The sequence below is a fragment of the Halorubrum sp. Ea1 genome, from assembly GCF_002252965.1.
GTDB lineage: Archaea > Halobacteriota > Halobacteria > Halobacteriales > Haloferacaceae > Halorubrum.
The window spans coordinates 66,772-86,851 of the sequence record NZ_NHPG01000028.1 but is presented as its reverse complement, the minus strand read 5'-3'; the positions used below and the strand labels follow the sequence as shown (position 1 = coordinate 86,851).

Genomic DNA, 20,080 nt, shown 5'->3' with positions numbered 1-20,080 from the left:
GTCGACCGTAGCCGTTTTGAGAGACGCCGACCGAGTGGGACCATGTTTCACGAGGTCGTCGAGGACGGGACGGTGTCCGGTGTCGACGCCGTCGGCGCCAACGGGACGCCCGATGTCGACGCGGGCGAGGTGACCCCGGGCGCGCTGCTCGCGGCGTTCGAGGTGATGGTGCGCGAGTCGGTGGCCGAGGCCGGGCGCGAGCGCGTCGGCGTCGAGACCGGCGTCGACGAGGCGGCCGTCGAGGCGGCCGCCGCGGGCGACGCGGCGGACCTCAGCGTGGACGACGCGGCGGCGATCGTCGCCGTGACCGCCGACCGCGACGCCGACGCGCTCGTCGCGGAGCTACGCGATCACCTCCTGATGGGGATGGCGACCGCGGTGCTCGACGTCGACACCGTCGCGGCGGGGATCGACGCCGATCTCACCGGCCAAGAGGTCCAACAGGCCCTCGAGGGACGCGCCGGGATGACGCTGGAACAGCTCGCGGAGGTCATGGCGGTCATCGAGCGCCGCAAGCGATGAGGGCCGTCGTCGTCGGCTGCGGCTACGTCGGGATCGAACTCGCGTCGCAGCTCGCCGATCGCGGCCACGCCGTGACGGGCGTGCGGCGGTCTGACGCGGGGATCGACGCCATCGGTGAGGTCGGGGAACGCGTCGACGGCGACGGCGCGGTCGACGCGATACGAGCGGACGCGACCGATCCGCCCTCGCTCGACGCGTTGCCCGACGCGGACGCCATCGTCTTCGCGGCCAGCTCCGGCGGCCGAGGCGCCGAGGCGGCCCGCGAGGTGTACGTCGACGGCCTCCGAAACGTCATCGAGGAGTACGCGGCGCGGTCGTCGTCGCCGGACAGACTCGTCTACACGTCGTCGACGGGCGTGTACGGCGACCATGACGGCGGGTGGGTCGACGAGGAGACGCCGATCGATCCGACCACGGAGAAGACGCGGGTCCTCGCCGAGGCGGAACGGATCGCGCTGGAGGCCGCCGGCGACGCCGGGATCGGCGGGACCGTCGCTCGGTTCGCGGGACTGTACGGCCCCGGGCGGTACCGATTGGAGCGGTACGTCGAAGGGCCCGTCACCGCGGGGTACCTCAACATGGTCCATCGAGACGACGCCGCGGGGGCGATCCGGCACCTCCTCGAGACGGATCGCGCACGCGGCGAGCCGGTCGTGGTCGTCGACGACGAACCGGTCGACAAGCACGCGTTCGCCGACTGGCTCGCCGACGAGTGCGGCGTGCCGCGGCCGGAGAAGCGGTCGAAGGCCGAGCGGATCGCGGCCGGCGACCTCTCAGCGGCCGCCGAACGCCGGATCCGGACGAGCAAGCGCTGTTCGAACGACAGGCTCCGCGCGCTCGGGTACGAGTTCGACTATCCGACCTTCCGCGAGGGGTACCGCGACGCGGTGCGGTCGTTCCGCGCGACCCGAGAGTAAGCGACGCCACGGGCGGGCGTCGCCGATCGGTCGAAACAGTGACGAACCTTCATGTGGGGGGAGGGAGTCTCGGGGACACATGTGGAGCCTGAGTGCGGCCGACGAGCGACTCTCGCAGGCGGGGACGCTCGCGCGGGAGAACCCGGAGCTGACCGCGATCGCGGTCGGCGTCGCACTCGTCGCGGTCGCCGGGGGATACCTCCTGTTCCGCGCCCGCTGGACGACCGGAGTGCGGTTCCGGCGGCTGCTCGCCGACCAGGACGAGATCGCGGTGCTGATGCACCCGAACCCCGACCCGGACGCGATGTCGTCCGCCCTCGGTGTCGCGTCGCTCGCGTCTCAAGTCGACGTCGACGCGACGGTGCAGTACCCCGGACAGATCCGTCATCAGGAGAACCGCGCGTTCCGAACGGTGCTCGATCTGGAGCTCGAACCGATCGAACACGTGAGCGACCTCGCCGCCGGGTCCGTCGTACTAGTCGATCACAACGAGCCGCGAGGGTTCGCGGGCGCCGACGGCGTCCTCCCCACGGCCGTCGTCGACCACCACCCCGGCGACGGCGCCGGAGAGCGGTTCACCGACGTCCGCACCGATTACGGAGCGACCGCCTCCGTCGTCGCCGAGTACTTCGAGGAGAACGACGCGATCCCGGTCCCGCCGGACAAGCACGCGAGCGAGACCGACAGCGACCTCACCCTCCCGACGGACACCGCGACCGGGCTGCTGTACGGTATCCTCTCCGACACGAAACACCTCACCGTCGGGGCGAGCGAGCCGGACTTCGCGGCCGCAGCGTACGTGTACCCCGGCGTCGATCAGGACTGCCTCGACCGCATCGCCAACCCCGCGGTCGACGCGGAGGTGCTGGAAGTGAAGGCGCGAGCCATCGCCGGGCGCCGCGTCGAGGGCTCGTTCGCGGTGGCGGACGTGGGCGGCGTGAACAACGTCGACGCGATCCCGCAGGCGGCCGACGAGCTGATCCAGCTCGAAGGGGTCAGCGCCGTCGTGGTGATCGGCGAGCGGGACGGGACGGTCCACCTCTCCGGGCGCTCCCGTGACGATCGGGTCCACATGGGCAACGCGATCGAATCGGTCCTCTCGGACGTCGAAAACGGAGACGGAGGCGGCCACTCGCGGATGGGCGGCGGGACCGTCGCACCGCGGATCGACCCGACGGGAGAGGACGGGCCGGAGGGGGTCGACCGAGACGAGCTCGCCGACGCGCTGTTCCGGGCGATGGCCGGCGACGTCTGAGTCCCGCCGGCTGGTCGCCGGGAGCCGGAGACAGTATTTAATTATGCGGCCGCGGAGTGAACGGTATGAACCTCGATCTCCCGACCGACGGCGGCTGGCGCGCGCTCGCGGGCGTCGGCGTCGGCTACGCGCTCGCGACCGGACTGATCTTCGTCCTGCTGTTCGCGGTTCCGTATCTGATCGTGCGGGCGCTGTAACGGCCGAACCGTCGTGACGGCAGAAAAACCGATCTGAAGGCGGTAGCGTCGGCGGTGATCAGGCGAACGCGAGCGAGTCGTCCGCGCCGCTCTCGTCGTCCTGCTGGAGCTTCTCGTGGGCCTCGAGGAAGTCGTCGAGCGTGACCTCGGTGCGGTCGTCGCGGATGGCGAACATCCCGGCCTCCGTGCAGATGGCCTTGATGTCGGCGCCGGACGCGTCGGGGGTCATCTCGGCGAGCTCGTCGAAGTCGATGTCGCTCGCGAGGTTCATCTTCCGGGTGTGGATCTGGAAGATGATCTCGCGACCGTCGGTGTTCGGCTTGGGCACCTCGATGAGGCGGTCGAACCGGCCCGGACGGAGGATGGCCGGGTCGAGCATGTCGAAGCGGTTGGTCGCGGCGATGATCCGGACCTCGCCGCGCTCGTCGAAGCCGTCCATCTCGGAGAGCAGCTGCATCATCGTCCGCTGGACCTCGGCGTCGCCGGAGGTCTTCGAGTCGGTGCGCTTCGAGGCGATGGCGTCGATCTCGTCGATGAAGAGGACGGCGGGCTGGTTCTCGCGGGCGACCTCGAACAGGTCGCGGACGAGCTTCGCACCCTCGCCGATGAACTTGTGGACGAGCTCGGAGCCGGCCATCTTGATGAACGTCGCGTCCGTCTCGTTGGCGACGGCCTTCGCGAGCATCGTCTTCCCCGTGCCCGGCGGCCCGTACAGCAGAACGCCGCTCGGCGGCGTGATGCCGACGTCCTCGAACATGTCCGGGTGCTCCAGCGGCATCTCGACGGTCTCGCGGACCTCCTGCATCTGGTCTTCGAGCCCGCCGATGTCGGCGTAGGTGACGTCGGGCGAGTGCTCGACCTGCATCACGCGGGCCCGCACGTCCGTCTCCTTCTCCAGCTTCTTCACGACCGAGAGGGAGTTGTTGACCGCGACCCGGTCGTCGGGATCGAGCTTCTCGCGCATCTCGGCCGTGATCTCCGTGAGCGCCTCTTGATTGTTGCCGTGCTGTTTGATCACGGCGCCGTCGGGCGTGATCTCCTGAACGGTCGCCACGAACAGCGGGGACTGCTTCAGCTTCTTGTTCTCGTGGGTGAGCCGTTCGAGCTTCTGCTGGTACTTGTTGTTCTCCGCGTTCGCGTCGAGGAGCTTGTCGCGCATCTCCTCGTTCTGCGACTCCAGCACGTCGAGCTCATCCTGGAGGGACTCGATCTTCTCCTGTCTCGACGCCGACCCCTCGTAGGGCATCTCGACGTCGTCGACGGTGTCAGTCATTGTCCGTAACAAGGCGTCTCGCGCGTAAGAGGTTTCGGGTGGGGGAGAGTAGAGCGGTACAGTCCGGCGAATAAATGCCCGATAGTAATGAATATGGATAGTAAATATTATTTGTCGGCATGAGGTATGAGGGAGTACGCATGAGCACCACCGACGCCGTCACCGCCGACGAGGACGTCACGGACCGCTGGAGCGCCGTCCGCGATCTTCCCCCGAGCGCGAAGCTCGTGGCGAAGGTCCTCGACTACAACGACACGCTGACGCAGAGCGAACTCGCCGAGGAGACGCTGCTGCCCCCCCGGACCGTCAGGTACGCGCTCTCGCGGCTGGAAGAGGAGGACGTGGTCGACTCGCGGTTCTCCTTCACCGACGCCCGGAAGCGGCTGTACACGCTCGCGGTGTGAGTCGGCAGGGGTCGGCAGCGACGTGGACGGAGGCGGGCGGGAGCCATCATCTTATCCCCGATACCGACGCAGGGACGCCGTGGTCTCGACAACCGGCGTCAAGCGGGCCCTGGCCGCGCTGGCGACGCGTACCGACACCGCAACCCGGCCGTACGCCGCCGTGATCGACGAGGCCGAGGCCGCGCGAACCGACCTGCGGCGCGCCGCCGGGTTCGTCGAATCTGTCGGACTCGACCGGCTGGAGGAGGCGGTCGCGGCCGCCGAGCGCGACGGCGACGCGGCCGCGGCCGAGCGGGGTCGCGCGGCGCTGTCGGCCTACCGAGGATTTCGGGAGGCGGCGGCCGGCGGAGGCCGGTGAGGAGCGGTCGGACGGCGGCCCGCTCTCCGGACCGCCGACCACTTCCGCTCCGCCCCCGGAACCCCTAAACCCGACACCGGCCAACGTCCGGGCAGATGACGCGGGTGATCCACACCGGCGACACCCACATCGGGTACGCGCAGTACCACTCGCCGGTCAGACGACAGGACTTCCTCGACGCCTTCGAGGCCGTGATCGACGACGCGATCGACGGCGACGTCGACGCGGTGATCCACGCGGGCGACCTCTTCCACGACCGACGTCCCGAGCTCGTCGACCTGATGGGCACCATCTCCGTGCTCCGTCGGCTCGACGACGCCGGGATCCCCCTCCTCGCGGTCGTCGGCAATCACGAATCGACGCGGGGCGGCCAGTGGCTCGACCTCTTCGAGCGGCTGGGGCTCGCGACACGGCTCGGCGACGAGCCGACCGTGGTGGGCGACACGGCGTTCTACGGGCTCGACCACGTCCCCGTCTCCCGCCGGGACGACCTCGACTACGCGTTCGCGGACCACGACGCCGACTACGCCGCCCTCGTCGCGCACGGCCTCTTCGAGCCGTTCGGCTACGCGGACTGGGACACCGAAGCGGTGCTCGCGGAGAGCGACGTCGCGTTCGACGCGATGCTCCTCGGCGACAACCACACGCCCGACGTCGCTGAGGTGAGCGACACGTGGGTCACCTACCCGGGGTCCACCGAGCGCGCGAGCGCGAGCGAGAAGGAAGGGAGGGGCTACAACCTCGTCACCTTCGACGCGGACGCCGCGGGCGGCGACGACCGCGTGGATATCCGGCGGCGCGCGCTCGACACGCGCCCGTTCGTCTTCGTCGAAGTCGACCTCCGCGAGGGAGAGGGCGCGGCGCGGGTGCGGGAGAAGGTCCGCCAACACGACCTCGACGACGCGGTCGTGCTCGTCGACGTGACCGGCGAGGGCGAGCCGGTGACCCCGGCCGCGATCGAGGAGTTCGCGACCGAGGAGGGGGCGCTCATCGCCCGTGTCACCGACCGCCGCGAGGTCGAGACCGACGCCGAGGTCGACGTGAGCTTCGCCGACCCCGAGGACGCCGTGCGGGAGCGGATCGAGGAGATGGCGCTCTCCGAGGCGGCCCGCGACGTCGACGAGGCGGTCCGCGCCGACACGCTCCCCGACAGCAACGTCAGGAAGACGGTGAAGGGGCGGGTCGAAGAGCGAATCGACGACCTCGACGCGTTCGAAGGGGGCGGAGCGGGCGGCGACGCCGAGGAAGGCGACGACTCCAAGGAAGGCGCGGACGAGAGGGACGAGGCGCACGAGGAGACCGGGACCGGCGACGACACCGCGGAAGACGGCGACGACGACGGCGAACGGGCCCCCGAGACCGCCGCGACCGACGGCCAAGTCTCCATGGAGGATTACCTGTGAACTTCGACCGAATCCGGCTCTCGAACTTCAAGCCGTACGGCGACGCCGACCTCCGGCTGACGCGGGGCGTCACGGTCATTCACGGGCTCAACGGGAGCGGCAAGTCGTCGCTCTTAGAGGCCTGTTTCTTCGCGCTGTACGGGTCGAAAGCGCTCGGCGGCACCCTCGACGACGTCGTCACGAAGGGCGAAGAGGAGACCGAAGTCGAGCTGTGGTTCACCCACGACGGGACGCCGTACCGGATCGAGCGGCGGCTCCGGGTGTACGACGACCGGATCGACCACCAGTGCACGCTCGAATCGACCGACGAGAGCGACGTGACCCGCGACGGCGCGCGGGCCGTGCGCGAGTTCGTCACCGAGCTGCTCCGGATGGACGCGGAGGCGTTCGTCGGCTGCGCGTACGTGCGGCAGGGAGAGGTGAACGAGCTGATCGACGCCAGTCCGCGGGAGCGCCAGGACACGATCGACGACCTGCTCCAACTCGGGAAGCTAGAGGAGTACCGCGAGCGCGCCGGGGACGCCCGGCTCGGCGTCGAGGACGTGTTAGAGAACCGCCGCGGACGGCTCGACCAGCTCGACGAGCAGATCGCGGCGAAGGAGGATCGCGACCTCCACGAGCGGCTCAACGGGCTCGAGAGCGACCTCTCGGAGGTGACGGACGAGATCGAACGCTACGAGGACCAGCGGGATCGGGCGAAGGAGACGCGCGACGACGCCGCGGAGACGCTCTCGACCCACGCGGAGAAGCGAGAGGAGCTGGAGTCGGTGAAGGCGGAGATCGGCGAGATCGAGGAGGCGATCCGCGAGGCCGAGCGCGAGCGCGACGAGCACCGGGACGCGATCCGGGAGGCCCGAGAGCGGATCGACGAGATCGAGGCCGGGATCGGGGAGCGGCTCGACGACGCCGGCCTCGACGCGGCCGACGAGGAGACCGTCGCCGCTCGCCGCGCGGAGCTCGACGAGCGCGAGGCGTCGATCCGCGAAGAGCTCGACGACGGACGGGTGAGCGCCGAGGCGCTCCGTAACCAGGCGACGAACCTCGCCGGGAAGGCCGACGACCTCGCCGACCGCGCCGCGGAGCTGGAGGGAGAGGCCGACGACCTCGCCGACGAGGCCGAGACGGCCGACGACGAGGCCCACGAGCGCGAGTCCTCGATCGAGGAGCTCCGCGAGGAGGCCGAGACCCTCCGCGAACGGTTCGCGGCTGCCGACGTGGACCGCGACGACGTCGCCGACGAGCACGAGGCGCTTCGCGAGCGACGCGGCGAGGTCCGCGAGCGGATCGCGGAGCTGTCCGCGGAGCTGAAGAACGCTCGCGAACGCGTCGCGGAGGCCGAGGAGCTGCTCGCGGCCGGCAAGTGTCCCGAGTGCGGCCAGCCGGTGGAGGACTCGCCGCACGCGGCCGGGATCGAAGATGACCGGGCGCGCGTCGACGAGCTGGAGGCCGAGCTGGAATCGGCCCGCGAACGCGAGGAGAGCCTCGACGAGCGGATCGAAGAGCTGGACGGGCTCGCGGCGGCCGCGGACCGGCTCGACGAGATCGACGAGACGACGGAGATGCTCGAAGAGCGCGTCGACGAGCGCCGGTCGGAGGCGGCTGAGAAGCGCGAGGCCGCGGCGGAAAAGCGCGAGGCCGCGGCGGAAAAGCGCGAGGAGGCCGACGAGATCCGCGATGTCGCCGCGGAAAAGCGCGAGGAGGCCGAGTCGGCCGCGGACCGCGTTGCGGAACTCGAAGCGTCGCTCGGTGCGCTCGACGAGGCCCGCGAAGCGGTGGACGCGGTCGAGGAGCGGGTAGGGGCGATCTCGGAGGCGGAGTCGGCGATCGAGCGCCGCCGCGAGAAACGGGAGACGCTCGGGGAGCTCAACGACGAGCGGCGCGACCGGCTCGCCGACAAGCGCGAGCGGCGCGACGAGCTCGCGGCCGCGGTCGACGAAGCGGCGGTCGAGGAGGCGAAGACGCGGAAGGAGAAGGCCGAGAAGTACCTCGAACGCGTCGACGGGGAGCTGGATCGGCTCGCGGAGCGGCGGACGGAGCTGGAGAACGCGATCGGGAGCGTGAACGGCGAGATTCGGGAGCTGGAGACCCTCCGCGGGGAGCGAGCGGAGTTGGCGACGACCGTCGAGGCGCTGGAGGGGCTCCACGGGGAGACGAGCGAGCTGGAGGCGATGTACGGCGACCTCCGCGCGGAGCTCCGCCAGCGCAACGTCGCCGAGTTAGAACGCACGCTCAACGAGACGTTCGATCTGGTGTACGGCAACGACGCCTACTCGCACATCGAGCTCGACGGCGAGTACGCGCTCACGGTCTACCAGAAGGACGGCGAGGCGCTCGATCCTGAGCAGCTCTCCGGCGGCGAGCGCGCCCTGTTCAACCTCTCGCTGCGCTGCGCGATCTACCGGCTGCTCTCCGAGGGGATCGAAGGCGCCGCGCCGACCCCGCCGCTCATCCTCGACGAGCCGACCGTCTTCCTCGACTCCGGGCACGTCTCCCGGCTCGTCCGGCTTGTGGAGGAGATGCGCGGCTTCGGCGTCGAGCAGATCCTCATCGTCAGCCACGACGACGAGCTGGTGGGCGCCGCCGACGAGCTCGTCACCGTCGAGAAGGAGCCGCGCTCGAACCGCTCGACGGCCCGCCGCGCGGACGCCGCCGAGCTCGACGCCGCGTCGCTCGCGGACGACTGATCTCGGCCGTCGCTCAGCCGCCCTCGGCGCGGTCGCGCCCCGCGGCGATGTCCGCCTCAGGCCCGCCTCGCAGGAGCTCGATCGCCTCGCTCGCGTCGTCCGTCGCGGCGTACCCCCGCCGGCCGTCGACGTCGACCTCGGCGATCAGGCCGGCCGCGCGGAGCTCGGTGACCGTCCCGTGGAGGTCGGACTCGCACAGCTCCGTCGCGTCGAGCAGCTCGATCACGGGGAGCGGCCCCTCGTCGACGACCACGGCGAGCAGGCCGAGCGACCGGTCGTCGTGGACCGCGCGCATCGTTTTGCGGACCGACGAGGGAACTCCGGAGGCCGCGGTCGCGAGCGGCGACTCCCCGTCGACGACGCTGAGTTCGTCGTTGTCGACGTAGCGCTCCGCGCCCGTGGCCGGGTCGCGGACGCGGCTCGACTCCGCGGAGCGCTTCACCAGGAGGTACGTGTCGCCGTCGGCGTCGCGGACCGTCTGCATAGGCGAAGGAGAGAGTCCCCAATTCATTACGCTTCCGGGGGCGTGTGGTCGTCCGGGTCGTCAGCGTCGTCAGCGTCGTCCGGGTCGTCAGCGTCGTCAGCGTCGTCGGCGTCGGCAGCGTCGTCGGCCTTAGCGTCCGCAGCCCCGGAGCGAGCGGCCTCGACAGCGTCCGCGTCGGCATCGATACCATCCGTATCGGCATCCGCGTCGGCCGCCTCGTCCCGAGAGCGCTCCCAGGCACGGTACGTCTGGTACGTCCGAACGCCGGCGAGAAGCCCGGCGACGAGGAGGACCGGACCGACGCGCGACCACCCCTCGAAGTACCAAACCATCGGGCCGAGCGCGACGAGGAACACCGCGGCGTTGGCGTAGATCACGGCGACCACGAACGCGCGGAGCGTGCCGGAGTCGACGTCGCTCGCGCCCTCGAAGTCGCCCCCGTCGTCGAACGTCTTCACCGAGGGGGCCTTCGGGATGTCCGGCGTCATCTCCCGCTCGGCGTCGGAGCTCTCGCCGAAGGAGACCTCGCCCTCGTCGTCCTCGTCGAGGCTGAACACGTACGGTCGTACGCGGGGGCGAGGCAAAGGGGTTCCGTCCGGTCGCGGTCGGGACGTCGCGGCCGCGGGGAAGGTGGCGCGGCCGCGGAGAAGCCGGCACCGCCACTACGGACGTGAGACGAGCGCGGAACCGAAGCGCCGCGTCAGGTCGCGTCTGCGAGCCGGACCGTTCGGCTCGCCTCGACCCACGCGAGGGGGTTCGCGGCGTCGAACAGCACCACGTTCCCGTCGTCCTCGTACACCTCCACCTCGGCGTCGACCGCGTCGCGACCGGTCGGGCGAGCCACCTCGGGTTCCGAACGTGGGTCCGAAGACATGGACCGTGGTAAGTCATCACACATTAAAGGCCTTTCCGTGGCGGGAGTCCTCGCCGCACCCGAAAGCCGAGTTTTTTAGCCGGGTGCCGCCGAAGGACCGATATGACTCAGTCGGGGCTGTCGGACTTCTCGTCGCCCGCGGACGCGGACGAGGGGGAGCACGGCGGCACGGAAACCGAACGGGAGGACCTCGCCGCACAGGAGGCGGCCGTCGTCGCCGGCGGCGGGCGGGGCCGCGTCAGCGACGTCGTCGACGTCGACGAGGCGAAGTTCCCGGAGTCGACCGGGACCGTCGAGCTGATGATCACCCAGATCGACTACGCCGTGGAGGGATACGGGAGCGACGAGTACCCCGTCGTTCACGTCTTCGGCCGGCGCCCGGCGGCGACCGTCGACGGCGACGTCGAGGACGACGTCCGCGAGCACGTCCGCGTGCTGGGCGTCGAGCCGTACTTCTACGTCCCCACCGCCGACCTCGACCGCGACCCCGTCGAGGCGTACGACGTCGTGATCGGGACGCGCGAGGAGGGCCCGGACGGCGAGCCGTACGAGAGCATCCGCGGCGAGCCGCTCACCCGGATCGTCACCCGGACGCCCCGCGACGTCGGGAACATCCGCGACGACTTCGAGACCAGCTTCGAGGCTGACATCCTCTTCCCGAACCGCTTCCTGATCGACAACGGGATCAACGGCGGGATGCGGGTCGAGGAGCGCCGGCTCGACGACGGCTCCGGGACGATGCAGGTCCACGAGGGGCAGCTGGAGCCGGCCGAGGTCGACGCCGACCTCCGCGTGAACACCTTCGACATCGAGGTCGACGACCGCCGGGGGTTCCCCGAGGACGGCGAGGAGCCGATCATCTGTCTCACGAGCCACGACTCCTACGACGACGAGTACGTCGTCTGGCTGTACGACGCCCCCGAGGCCGAGATCCCGCCGCCCGAGGACCTCCCCGACTACGAGGGGATCGCGAGCGACGGCGAGATCGACTTCCGGGTCGAGACGTTCACCGAGGAGGCCGCGATGCTCGACGCGTTCGTCGACTACATCGACGACACCGACCCAGATCTTTTTACTGGGTGGAACTTCGAGGATTTCGACGCGCCGTATCTCCTCGATCGCATGGAAGTGCTCGACGACGGGAGCCAGTACGACCTCTCCGTCGATCGGCTCTCCCGGATCGGCGAGGTGTGGCGCTCCGGCTGGGGCGGCCCCGACATCAAGGGCCGGGTCGTCTTCGACCTGCTGTACGCGTACAAGCGGACGATGTTCACGGAGCTGGAGTCGTACCGGCTCGACGCGGTCGGCGAGCGCGAGCTCGGCGTCGGCAAGGAGCGGTATACGGGCGACATCGGCGACCTCTGGGAGCAGGACCCCGAGCGCCTGCTGGAGTACAGCATCCGCGACGTGGAGCTGTGCGTCGAGATCGACCGGAAGCAGGACGTGATCGCCTTCTGGGACGAGGTTCGCACCTTCGTCGGCTGCAAGATCGAGGACGCGCCGACCCCCGGCGACACGGTCGACATGTACGTCCTCCACAAGGCGTTCGGGAAGTTCGCGCTCCCGACGAAGGGCCAACAGGAGTCGGAGGAGTTCGAGGGCGGCGCCGTCTTCGACCCGATCACCGGCGTCAAGGAGATGGTGACGGTCCAGGACCTGAAGTGTTTCAGCGCCGACACGGACGTCGCAACGCCGAACGGGCTCAAGCCGATAACAGAACTGAATGTCGGCGATCCCGTCTACACGTTGAATTCAGAAACGTTTGAGTGCGAAATCAAGCCAGTCGCCGAGACTCATTCGTACCAAAACGAATACGGCGAGCTACACCACGTCAGCGGGAACACGCACGATTTTAAAGTGACGGAGAATCACCGGTTCCTCCTGTCACAGAGCCGCGGATGGAGCGATCTCGGCCCGTCGGATTTCGAGTTCAGCGAATACCGTGATGTGCCGGAATACGAGCGGTTCGCATTCCCCATACACGAACCGATGGCCGGATCGAAACGCGAGAAGTTCGACCTTTTCGAGGAGGTCGAAGACGGCCACGTCGCCGTGTACGCTCACGACGGCTTGACCGGATTCCGAGCAGCGATGCCCGTGGGAATCGAGTCTGAACTCGATCGGGCGAAGGGAACATCTCGACTCGCGACGGTTGATGGAAAAGCCGGAAAATATCTGATACCGATCGAGGTGTATCGACAGAACCGCGAACAGATCGAGGAACACGCCGACGAGACCCTTCTTAAATACGATCGCGGACACGCTGAAATGCCCCTCTCCTTCAACATGGACGACTGGCTTGAACTGATGGGCTGGTTCGTCACGGAGGGAAGTTTTGTTCGTGAGGTTCCCGGGATCGTGTTACATCAACGCGATCCGCAGGGTCGAGAGTCGATCCGGGATCTGTTAGAACGGATTGATCTGAACTACGCGAGCAACGAAACGCGGTTCAAAATCTCAAACCGATTCCTTCACGATTGGTTCCGGGATCACTGCGGCGACGGGTTCTCTGAAAAACATCTTCCGGAGTGGGTGTTCGGTCTCGACGCGGGCCACCTTCGTCATCTGCTCGACACGCTCATCGATGGCGACGGGAGCCGGACAGAAAGCGGACTCAACAAGTTCTGGACCAAAAGCGATCGGCTGAAACAGGACGCCGTCCGGCTCGGAGTGCGGTGTGGCGAGAAGCCGACGGTTACGAAACAGTCCGACGGGACGTGGTACGTCTCGATCGGAAAGCAAGGGTCATTGAAAAAGGCGAACGCCACGACCGAACCGCACGACGGACAAGTACACTGTATCACAGCCCAGGATAACCACACTGTACTCGCCGGACGGAACGGCCACCTCCAATGGATCGGACAGTCGCTGTACCCGATGTGCATGGTGACGATCAACGCCGGCCCGGAGACGAAGGTCGACCCCGCCGAGTACGACGGCGAGACGTACGTCGCGCCCAACGGAACCCACTTCCAGAAGGAGCCGGACGGGATCATGCGCGAGATGGTCGACGAACTCCTCTCCGAGCGCGAGGAGAAGAAGGCGCTCCGGAACGACCACGACCCCGGCACCGAACCGTACGAGCAGTACGACCGGCAGCAGGGAGCTGTCAAGGTTATTATGAACTGCTTCACGCCGGACACCGAAGTCGTGACTCCCGATGGCGTTCGGTCGATCACGGACTTGGCGGTCGGCGACTCCGTCTACTCGCTCGATCCCGACACGGAGGAGATGGAGGTAAAGACCGTCGAAGAGACCCACGCGTACCCCGACTACCGAGGCGAGCTCGTCGACATCGAGACCTCGAAAATCGACTTCCGCGTGACGCCGAACCACCGGATGCTGGTTCGGAAAAACGAGACGAACGGAATCACCGAGGACGGGTACGGTTTCGTGGAGGCGGGCGACCTCGATCGGGCGACGAACTACCAGCTTCCCCATGACTGGGCCGGACCAGACGGCGAGCGGATCGACGAAGTCGATCTGACCGAACTCGTCGACGGCGAGTACGAGGTGTGGGTCCGGCCGAGCGTCCACGGTCGCACGTTCACCGCCGAACTGGGATGGACCCCGCGGCGCGTTCCGAAGGCGGACGTCGGCGAAACCGGCTACGTGTTCACGGCGGAGGAGTTCGAAGCACACCGCGAGTACGTCGAGTCGGTGTGTGAGCGGAGCTTCGTTCACCGCGAGTCAGGTCGAAAATGGATCCCGCGAACGTTCGACGGGGACGATTTCCTCGAACTGCTCGCGTGGTACGTCACGGAAGGAAACGTGTACACGTCCGAGGAGAAGCGATTCGGGGAGAACGTTCGGGGCTCGGCCACCACGGTCAAGATCGCACAGGACGCGGTCGCGGACGGCGGTAGCTCCGATCACGCGACGATCGGCGAGCTCCTAGACCGGATGGGGTTGGACTACTACGTCGACGATCGCAGCTATCAGTTCACTTCGGAGCTGCTCGGGGATCTCCTCCGAGACAGCTGTGGCGACGGGAGCTTCGAGAAGCGAATTCCGGATCGCGTCTTCGAGGCGAGCACGGCGCAGAAACGCGCGTTCTTGGAAACCCTGATCGACGGCGACGGCGACCGCCAGTCCGGATCGTGGCGATACACGACCTCGAGCGAGCGGCTTCGGGACGACGTGCTCCGCCTGTGTGCCCACCTCGGGCTCACCGCGAGCTACAACCGCGACAGCGGGAGCTGGCGGATTTACGTCACGGAAGACGCGAAGAACACGCTTCGGATGCATCGGAGTGCCGACCGAAGCGAGGCCGAGGACGGTGTCTACTGCGTGACCGTCGAGGACAATCACACGCTCCTCGCCGGTCGGAACGGGAAGTTCCAATTTGTCGGGCAGTCGCTGTACGGCGTGACGGGATGGGACCGGTTCCGTCTCTACGACAAAGAGGGCGCAGCGGCCGTCACGGCGACCGGTCGCGAGGTCATCGACTTCACCGAGGAGGCCGCGAACGAGCTCGACTACGAAGTCGCCTACGGCGACACCGACAGCGTCATGCTTTCTCTGTCTGACATGTCGAAAGAGGAGGCGATCGAGACCTCCTTCGAGATAGAGGACCACATCAACGAGCGCTACGACGACTTCGCGCGCGACGAGCTGAACGCCGAGTTCCATCGCTTCCAGATCGAGTTCGAGAAGCTCTACCGGCGGTTCTTCCAGGCGGGCAAGAAGAAGCGCTACGCCGGCCACATCATCTGGAAGGAGGGCAAAGACGTCGACGACATCGACATCACCGGTTTCGAGTACAAGCGGTCGGACATCGCCGGCATCACGAAGGAAGTCCAGCAGAACGTCATCGAGACGATCGTCACGGGCGACGACATCGACGAGGACATGGAAGAGGTGAAGACGTACCTCGTGGACGTCATCGCCCGCGTGCTCGAGGGCGACATGGACCTCGACGAGATCGGGATCCCGGGCGGGATCGGCAAGAAGCTGGACGCCTACGACACGCCGACCGCGCAGGTCCGCGGCGCGAAGTACGCGAACCGCATGCTCGGGACCAACTTCGGGAGCGGGTCGAAGCCGAAGCGGCTCTACATCGAGAAGGTCCACCCCGACTTCTGGCAGCGGATGGAGGGAGAGAAGGGGCTCGACCCGCAGCGCGACCACCTGTACGGGGAGTTCAAGCGCGACCCCGACGTGATCTGCTTCGAGTACGCCGACCAGGTCCCGGAGGAGTTCGAGGTCGACTGGGAGAAGATGCTCGACAAGACGCTGAAAGGGCCCATCGAGCGCGTCATCGAGGCGCTCGGCATGTCGTGGGAGGAAGTCAAGACCGGACAGGAGCAGACCGGACTCGGCTCGTTCATGTAGACAGGTCGTCTCGCTGAAAGCAGTTTTCGATCGTTGGAAAAATTCTTGCTTGATTCGAGAGTTTTGTCGGGGGGATGCGTAACCATTAACCGCCTCAACCACTACCGTCAACGTACGAGGCACGAGAATACACATGGCTACTCTCGAAATCAACGATCTTCACACACGAGTGGCGGAAGAGGGCGGCGAACGCATCCTTCGCGGGGTCGACCTGACCGTCGAGTCCGGCGACATCCACGCGCTGATGGGGCCGAACGGCTCCGGGAAGTCGACGCTCGCGAAGGTCATCGCCGGCCACCCGGCGTACGAGGTCACCGACGGCGAGGTCCTGCTCCACCTCGACGAGGAGGACGTCGCGGACATCAGCGCCGACCTCGACGACGACGACTATCACTGGGAGCTGCTGGAGATGGAGCCGAACGAGCGCGCCGCGCTCGGCATCTTCCTCGGCTTCCAGTACCCGGCGGAGATCGAGGGTGTCACCATGACGAACTTCCTCCGGCAGGCGCTCAACGCGAAGGCGGACGAGCGGGAGGAGCTGTTCGAGGACGAGGAGGCCGACGAGGCCGACGCCGACGAGGACGACGAGGGCTACGAGACCTCCCCGATGGAGGGCGCCGCCGACGACGGCGATATCGGCGTCGCCGAGTTCCAGCAGATCCTCTCGGAGAAGATGGAGCTGCTCGACATGGACGAGAAGTTCATGCAGCGCTACCTCAACGCCGGCTTCTCCGGCGGGGAGAAAAAGCAGAACGAGGTTCTGCAGGCCGCGATGCTGGAGCCCGCGATCGCCGTGCTCGACGAGATCGACTCCGGGCTCGACATCGACCGGCTCCAAGACGTCTCCGAGGGAATCAACGCCCTCCGCGACGAGCAGGGCACGGGCGTCCTCCAGATCACCCACTACCAGCGAATCTTAGACTACGTCGAGCCCGACCACGTCCACGTGATGCTCGACGGCCAAGTCGTCAAGAGCGGCGGGGCGGAACTCGCGGAGAAGCTCGAGGACAAGGGGTACGACTGGGTCCGCGAGGACGCGTTCGATGCGGCGTAACCACAAATGGTCACGCAACAGGAATAAACGGGGGAACACGTAACATAATATCATGAGTTCACAACAAGACGATCTCAAAGAGACAGACACCGAGGCCCGCTTCGAGTTCAAGAAAGAGGAGAAGTCCGCTTTCCAGACCGAGAAGGGCCTCACCGAGGAGACGGTCCGCATCATCTCGGAGGACAAGGACGAACCGGAGTGGATGCTGGAGCGGCGCCTTCGCGCCCTCAAGCAGTTCCAGGAGATGCCGATGCCGACCGACTGGCCCGGCCAGCCGGACCTGAGCGAGGTCGACGTCGACGAGATCATCCCGTACATCCGGCCGGACGTCGACGTCCGCGCCGGCGTGGACGACTGGACCGAGCTCCCGGACGAAATCAAAGACACCTTCGACAAGCTGGGCATCCCGGAGGCGGAGAAGAACGCGCTCTCCGGCGTCGGCGCCCAGTACGAGTCGGAGGTCGTCTACCAGAACATGCAGGAGCGGTGGGAGGAGAAGGGCGTCATCTTCTGTAACATGGACGAGGCCGTCCAGGAGCACGAAGAGCTCGTCCGCGAGCACTTCATGACGAAGTGCGTCCCCCCGAGCGACAACAAGTTCGCGGCGCTCCACGGCGCCATCTGGTCCGGCGGCTCGTTCGTCTACGTCCCGGAGAATACCACCGTCGACATGCCCGTGCAGGCGTACTTCCGGATGAACTCCGAGGGGATGGGCCAGTTCGAGCACACGCTCATCATCGCCGAAGAGGGCTCGGAAGTCCACTACATCGAGGGCTGTTCCGCGCCGAAGTACTCGAAGTTCAATCTCCACTGCGGCGGCGTGGAAGTGTTCGTCGACGAGGACGCCCACGTCCAGTACTCGACCGTGCAGAACTGGTCGAAAAACACGTACAACCTGAACACGAAGCGCGCCATCGCCGAGAAGGGCGGGCGCATGGAGTGGATTTCGGGGTCGATGGGGTCGAAGGCAACGATGCTGTACCCCTCGACGATCCTGAAGGGCCGCGGCGCCTCCGACAACCACATCACCATCGCCTTCGCGGGCGAGGGTCAGGACATCGACACCGGCGCGAAGGTGTACCACAACGCGCCGGACACGAAGTCCACCGTCGAGTCGAAGTCGATCGCGAAGGACGGCGGCCGCACCAACTACCGCGGCCTCGTCCACATCGCCGACGGCGCGGAGAACTCTTCGACCGCCGTCGAGTGCGACGCGCTGATGTTCGACAACGAGTCGACGTCGGACACGATGCCGTACATGGAGATCAACGAGTCGAAGGTCGACGTCGCCCACGAGGCGACCGTCGGGAAGATCGGCGACGAGGACATCTTCTACCTCCAGTCGCGCGGCCTCGACGACGACGACGCGAAACAGATGATCGTTTCGGGCTTCATCGAGCCCATCACGGAGGAGCTGCCCATCGAGTACGCCGTCGAGCTCAACCGGCTCGTCGAACTCGAGATGGAGGGCTCGCTCGGATAACATGAGCACGCAAGCAATCGAGAGCCTCTCGGAGGACACGGTACGACGCATCGCCGACGAACGCGACGAGCCCGAGTGGCTCCTCGAGACCCGTCTGAACGCGCTTTCGGCGCTGGAGACGGCCGATCTGCCCGACGTCATCCAGACGCCCGGGCGCCGCTGGACAGACCTGGAGTCGCTCGACTTCGAGGCGCTCGTCGACCCGCTGAACCAGTCCGACGCCACGGAGCGGTCGGCCGGCGACGACGAGGTCGTCGTCCTGCCCTTCACCGAGGCGTTCGACGAGTACGGCGACGTCATCGAGGCGAACTTCGGCTCGGTGCTCGACCCCGAGCACAACTACCTCACGGCGCTGTCGGTCGCGCTGTTCACGACCGGCACGTTCGTCTACGTCCCCGAGGGCGTCGACGTCGAGGACGTGACGGTGCGCGCGGAGATGAACTCCCGCTCGCTGTTCAGCCAGACGCTCGTCGTCGCCGAGGAGTCGTCGTCGGTGACGATCCTCGAGTCGATCGAGAGCGGTGACAGCGCGGTCGACGGCGACCGCTACTTCTCGAACCTCGTCGAGATCGCCGCGGGCGAGAACTCGAACGTCCAGTTCGGCTCGCTCCAGAACCTCGACGACGACTCGTACACGTACTCGCTGAAGCGCGGCGTGACGGACGCGTACGCGACGGTCGACTGGATCGAGAGCAACTTCGGCTCGAAGCTCACCCGCTCGGACGTCGAGACCGAACTGAGCGGCGACGGCTCCGAGAGCCAGATCGTCGGGACGTTCTTCGGCACCGACGACCAGCACTTCGACATCAACGCCCGCGTCTGGCACCAGGCCGAGCACACGACGGCCGACCTCGTCACGCGCGGCGTGCTCGACGACGTGGCCCGCTCCGTCTACGAGGGCGTTCAGGACGTCGGCGAGGACGCGTGGAACACGTCCAGCTACCAGCGCGAGAACACGCTGATGCTGTCGGACGACGCCGAGGCCGACGCGTCGCCGAAGCTGATCATCCACAACCACGACACCGAGGCGTCGCACTCCGCGACGGTCGGGCAGGTCGACGCCGAGGACCTGTTCTACCTCGAGAGCCGCACGATCGACTCCCACACGGCGCGGAACATGCTCGTCGAGGGCTTCTTCGTGCCCGTGTTAGAGGAGATCGCGGTCGACGAGTTCCGCGACGACGTTCAGGAGCTCGTCCTCCAGCGGCTCCAGTAGACGGAGTCGTCGCGTTTTTTCGGAGACGTCGAAACGGCCGCGGCGACGACGCCGCCGCTCGCGGACGCGTTCGAGACGCCTCGACGCAAAGAGCGTTCGGCGCGGCTACTCGGACTCGTCCGGCTTTCGCACCTCGGAAACGATGATGTCCCAGTCCGGGTTCTCGGCGCCGTTCCGGCACTCCCACCCGCCCTCGACGTCGACGTCTCGCTCGTGGGCGCGGCGGAGGAGGGACCGTAGTTCGTCGCGGAACGCCGACTCGTCTGACGGCGTCTCGTCTCCGGAGTTCACGTGGACGGGACCTCACCGATCCCGACGGTCCCGCTGTCGTCGTCGGGCGTGCGGTTCGCGATCACCGCGTCATTGGTGACGGTGACCTCGCGTCCCGCGACCGTGGAGGTGACGCGAACGTTGCCGTCGGTCGCACCCCTGAAGAGCGCGTCGAGCGACTCGACGTCGATCGATTGAAACAGGGGGTCCATCTCAGTCGGATCGACGTCTGAGATCTCTGTGAGGGTCGCAACAACCGCCATACTGGCCGAAGTCTCCACCTTGTCGTAGCGTGCCAGATACGTCTCCGACCCCGGACGAAAAGTAAACGACTCGAGAATGATTTCAGTGT

The 20,080-nt window shown here is 67.2% G+C and carries 18 protein-coding genes; 12 read left to right on the top strand and 6 right to left on the bottom strand.

What is annotated here, in order from left to right; translation table 11 throughout:
- The first annotated feature begins 42 nt into the window (after window positions 1–42).
- From DJ73_RS04410 to DJ73_RS20825, 4 genes are all read left to right on the top strand, one after another.
- Window positions 43–522, top strand: coding sequence for a DUF5791 family protein (locus DJ73_RS04410; protein ID WP_170938220.1), 480 nt, complete (start codon window positions 43–45; stop codon window positions 520–522).
- On the top strand, window positions 519–1,439 hold the full coding sequence (locus DJ73_RS04405) for an NAD-dependent epimerase/dehydratase family protein (protein WP_094557381.1): 921 nt from the start codon (window positions 519–521) through the stop codon (window positions 1,437–1,439). Before DJ73_RS04410 ends, DJ73_RS04405 begins: the two co-directional genes overlap by 4 nt.
- Window positions 1,440–1,518: 79 nt before the next feature.
- On the top strand, window positions 1,519–2,694 hold the full coding sequence (locus DJ73_RS04400) for a bifunctional oligoribonuclease/PAP phosphatase NrnA (protein WP_094525275.1): 1,176 nt from the start codon (window positions 1,519–1,521) through the stop codon (window positions 2,692–2,694).
- Window positions 2,695–2,759: 65 nt separating this feature from the next.
- Window positions 2,760–2,891 (top strand): hypothetical protein, encoded by a 132-nt coding sequence (locus tag DJ73_RS20825; protein WP_254921584.1) that lies wholly within the window; start codon window positions 2,760–2,762, stop codon window positions 2,889–2,891.
- A gap of 58 nt (window positions 2,892–2,949) precedes the next feature.
- Here DJ73_RS20825 and DJ73_RS04395 read toward each other — a convergent pair whose 3' ends face one another.
- The gene (locus DJ73_RS04395) at window positions 2,950–4,164 is read right to left on the bottom strand and encodes a proteasome-activating nucleotidase (RefSeq protein ID WP_094557380.1); all 1,215 of its coding nucleotides are present in this window, start codon (window positions 4,162–4,164) and stop codon (window positions 2,950–2,952) included.
- A gap of 140 nt (window positions 4,165–4,304) precedes the next feature.
- On the opposite strand from DJ73_RS04395, the gene DJ73_RS04390 reads away from it, so the two are divergent.
- The 4 genes from DJ73_RS04390 (at window position 4,305) to rad50 (ending at window position 9,013) form a co-directional block, all read left to right on the top strand.
- Window positions 4,305–4,568 (top strand): helix-turn-helix domain-containing protein, encoded by a 264-nt coding sequence (locus DJ73_RS04390; protein WP_094525277.1) that lies wholly within the window; start codon window positions 4,305–4,307, stop codon window positions 4,566–4,568.
- Between the two features lie 79 nt (window positions 4,569–4,647).
- Complete coding sequence (locus DJ73_RS04385; RefSeq protein ID WP_094525278.1) at window positions 4,648–4,926, top strand: hypothetical protein; 279 nt, start codon at window positions 4,648–4,650, stop codon at window positions 4,924–4,926.
- 95 nt (window positions 4,927–5,021) lie between these two features.
- On the top strand, window positions 5,022–6,329 hold the full coding sequence (gene mre11 / locus DJ73_RS04380) for a DNA double-strand break repair protein Mre11 (RefSeq protein WP_094557379.1): 1,308 nt from the start codon (window positions 5,022–5,024) through the stop codon (window positions 6,327–6,329).
- Complete coding sequence (gene rad50 / locus DJ73_RS04375) at window positions 6,326–9,013, top strand: DNA double-strand break repair ATPase Rad50 (protein ID WP_094557378.1); 2,688 nt, start codon at window positions 6,326–6,328, stop codon at window positions 9,011–9,013. The genes mre11 and rad50 overlap by 4 nt, the downstream gene beginning before the upstream one ends.
- Before the next feature lie 13 nt (window positions 9,014–9,026).
- On the opposite strand, the gene DJ73_RS04370 is transcribed toward rad50, so the two are convergent.
- The 3 genes from DJ73_RS04370 to DJ73_RS20155 form a co-directional block, all read right to left on the bottom strand.
- On the bottom strand, window positions 9,027–9,497 hold the full coding sequence (locus DJ73_RS04370) for a hypothetical protein (RefSeq protein ID WP_094527638.1): 471 nt from the start codon (window positions 9,495–9,497) through the stop codon (window positions 9,027–9,029).
- Between the two features lie 26 nt (window positions 9,498–9,523).
- Complete coding sequence (locus DJ73_RS04365) at window positions 9,524–10,054, bottom strand: hypothetical protein (RefSeq protein WP_094557377.1); 531 nt, start codon at window positions 10,052–10,054, stop codon at window positions 9,524–9,526.
- 143 nt (window positions 10,055–10,197) lie between these two features.
- The gene (locus tag DJ73_RS20155; protein ID WP_170938219.1) at window positions 10,198–10,371 is read right to left on the bottom strand and encodes a hypothetical protein; all 174 of its coding nucleotides are present in this window, start codon (window positions 10,369–10,371) and stop codon (window positions 10,198–10,200) included.
- 102 nt (window positions 10,372–10,473) lie between these two features.
- Here DJ73_RS20155 and DJ73_RS04360 point away from each other — a divergent pair, with 102 nt between their 5' ends.
- From DJ73_RS04360 to sufD, 4 genes are all read left to right on the top strand, one after another.
- Complete coding sequence (locus tag DJ73_RS04360; RefSeq protein WP_094557376.1) at window positions 10,474–15,705, top strand: DNA polymerase domain-containing protein; 5,232 nt, start codon at window positions 10,474–10,476, stop codon at window positions 15,703–15,705.
- Window positions 15,706–15,838: 133 nt separating this feature from the next.
- Window positions 15,839–16,759, top strand: coding sequence for an ABC transporter ATP-binding protein (locus tag DJ73_RS04355; protein WP_094525284.1), 921 nt, complete (start codon window positions 15,839–15,841; stop codon window positions 16,757–16,759).
- A gap of 52 nt (window positions 16,760–16,811) precedes the next feature.
- Window positions 16,812–18,242, top strand: coding sequence for a Fe-S cluster assembly protein SufB (gene sufB, locus DJ73_RS04350; RefSeq protein ID WP_094525285.1), 1,431 nt, complete (start codon window positions 16,812–16,814; stop codon window positions 18,240–18,242).
- A 1-nt stretch (window position 18,243) separates the two neighbouring features.
- The gene (gene sufD, locus DJ73_RS04345; protein WP_094525286.1) at window positions 18,244–19,458 is read left to right on the top strand and encodes a Fe-S cluster assembly protein SufD; all 1,215 of its coding nucleotides are present in this window, start codon (window positions 18,244–18,246) and stop codon (window positions 19,456–19,458) included.
- A gap of 105 nt (window positions 19,459–19,563) precedes the next feature.
- On the opposite strand, the gene DJ73_RS04340 is transcribed toward sufD, so the two are convergent.
- Together DJ73_RS04340 and DJ73_RS04335 are read right to left on the bottom strand one after the other, a co-directional pair.
- Window positions 19,564–19,749 (bottom strand): hypothetical protein, encoded by a 186-nt coding sequence (locus tag DJ73_RS04340; protein ID WP_094525287.1) that lies wholly within the window; start codon window positions 19,747–19,749, stop codon window positions 19,564–19,566.
- The gene (locus DJ73_RS04335; protein WP_094557375.1) at window positions 19,746–19,991 is read right to left on the bottom strand and encodes a HalOD1 output domain-containing protein; all 246 of its coding nucleotides are present in this window, start codon (window positions 19,989–19,991) and stop codon (window positions 19,746–19,748) included. The genes DJ73_RS04340 and DJ73_RS04335 overlap by 4 nt, the downstream gene beginning before the upstream one ends.
- Window positions 19,992–20,080: the final 89 nt, after the last annotated feature.

Excerpts from the sequence above, each read along its gene's own strand:
- DJ73_RS04410 (WP_170938220.1), top strand. The coding sequence starts at position 43 with ATGTTTCACGAGGTCGTCGAGGACGGGACGGTGTCCGGTGTCGACGCC.
- DJ73_RS04405 (WP_094557381.1), top strand. The coding sequence starts at position 519 with ATGAGGGCCGTCGTCGTCGGCTGCGGCTACGTCGGGATCGAACTCGCG.
- DJ73_RS04400 (WP_094525275.1), top strand. The coding sequence starts at position 1,519 with ATGTGGAGCCTGAGTGCGGCCGACGAGCGACTCTCGCAGGCGGGGACG.
- DJ73_RS20825 (WP_254921584.1), top strand. The coding sequence starts at position 2,760 with ATGAACCTCGATCTCCCGACCGACGGCGGCTGGCGCGCGCTCGCGGGC.
- DJ73_RS04395 (WP_094557380.1), bottom strand. The coding sequence starts at position 4,164 with ATGACTGACACCGTCGACGACGTCGAGATGCCCTACGAGGGGTCGGCG.
- DJ73_RS04390 (WP_094525277.1), top strand. The coding sequence starts at position 4,305 with ATGAGCACCACCGACGCCGTCACCGCCGACGAGGACGTCACGGACCGC.
- mre11 (WP_094557379.1), top strand. The coding sequence starts at position 5,022 with ATGACGCGGGTGATCCACACCGGCGACACCCACATCGGGTACGCGCAG.
- DJ73_RS04370 (WP_094527638.1), bottom strand. The coding sequence starts at position 9,497 with ATGCAGACGGTCCGCGACGCCGACGGCGACACGTACCTCCTGGTGAAG.
- DJ73_RS20155 (WP_170938219.1), bottom strand. The coding sequence starts at position 10,371 with ATGTCTTCGGACCCACGTTCGGAACCCGAGGTGGCTCGCCCGACCGGT.
- DJ73_RS04360 (WP_094557376.1), top strand. The coding sequence starts at position 10,474 with ATGACTCAGTCGGGGCTGTCGGACTTCTCGTCGCCCGCGGACGCGGAC.
- DJ73_RS04355 (WP_094525284.1), top strand. The coding sequence starts at position 15,839 with ATGGCTACTCTCGAAATCAACGATCTTCACACACGAGTGGCGGAAGAG.
- sufB (WP_094525285.1), top strand. The coding sequence starts at position 16,812 with ATGAGTTCACAACAAGACGATCTCAAAGAGACAGACACCGAGGCCCGC.
- sufD (WP_094525286.1), top strand. The coding sequence starts at position 18,244 with ATGAGCACGCAAGCAATCGAGAGCCTCTCGGAGGACACGGTACGACGC.
- DJ73_RS04335 (WP_094557375.1), bottom strand. The coding sequence starts at position 19,991 with ATGGCGGTTGTTGCGACCCTCACAGAGATCTCAGACGTCGATCCGACT.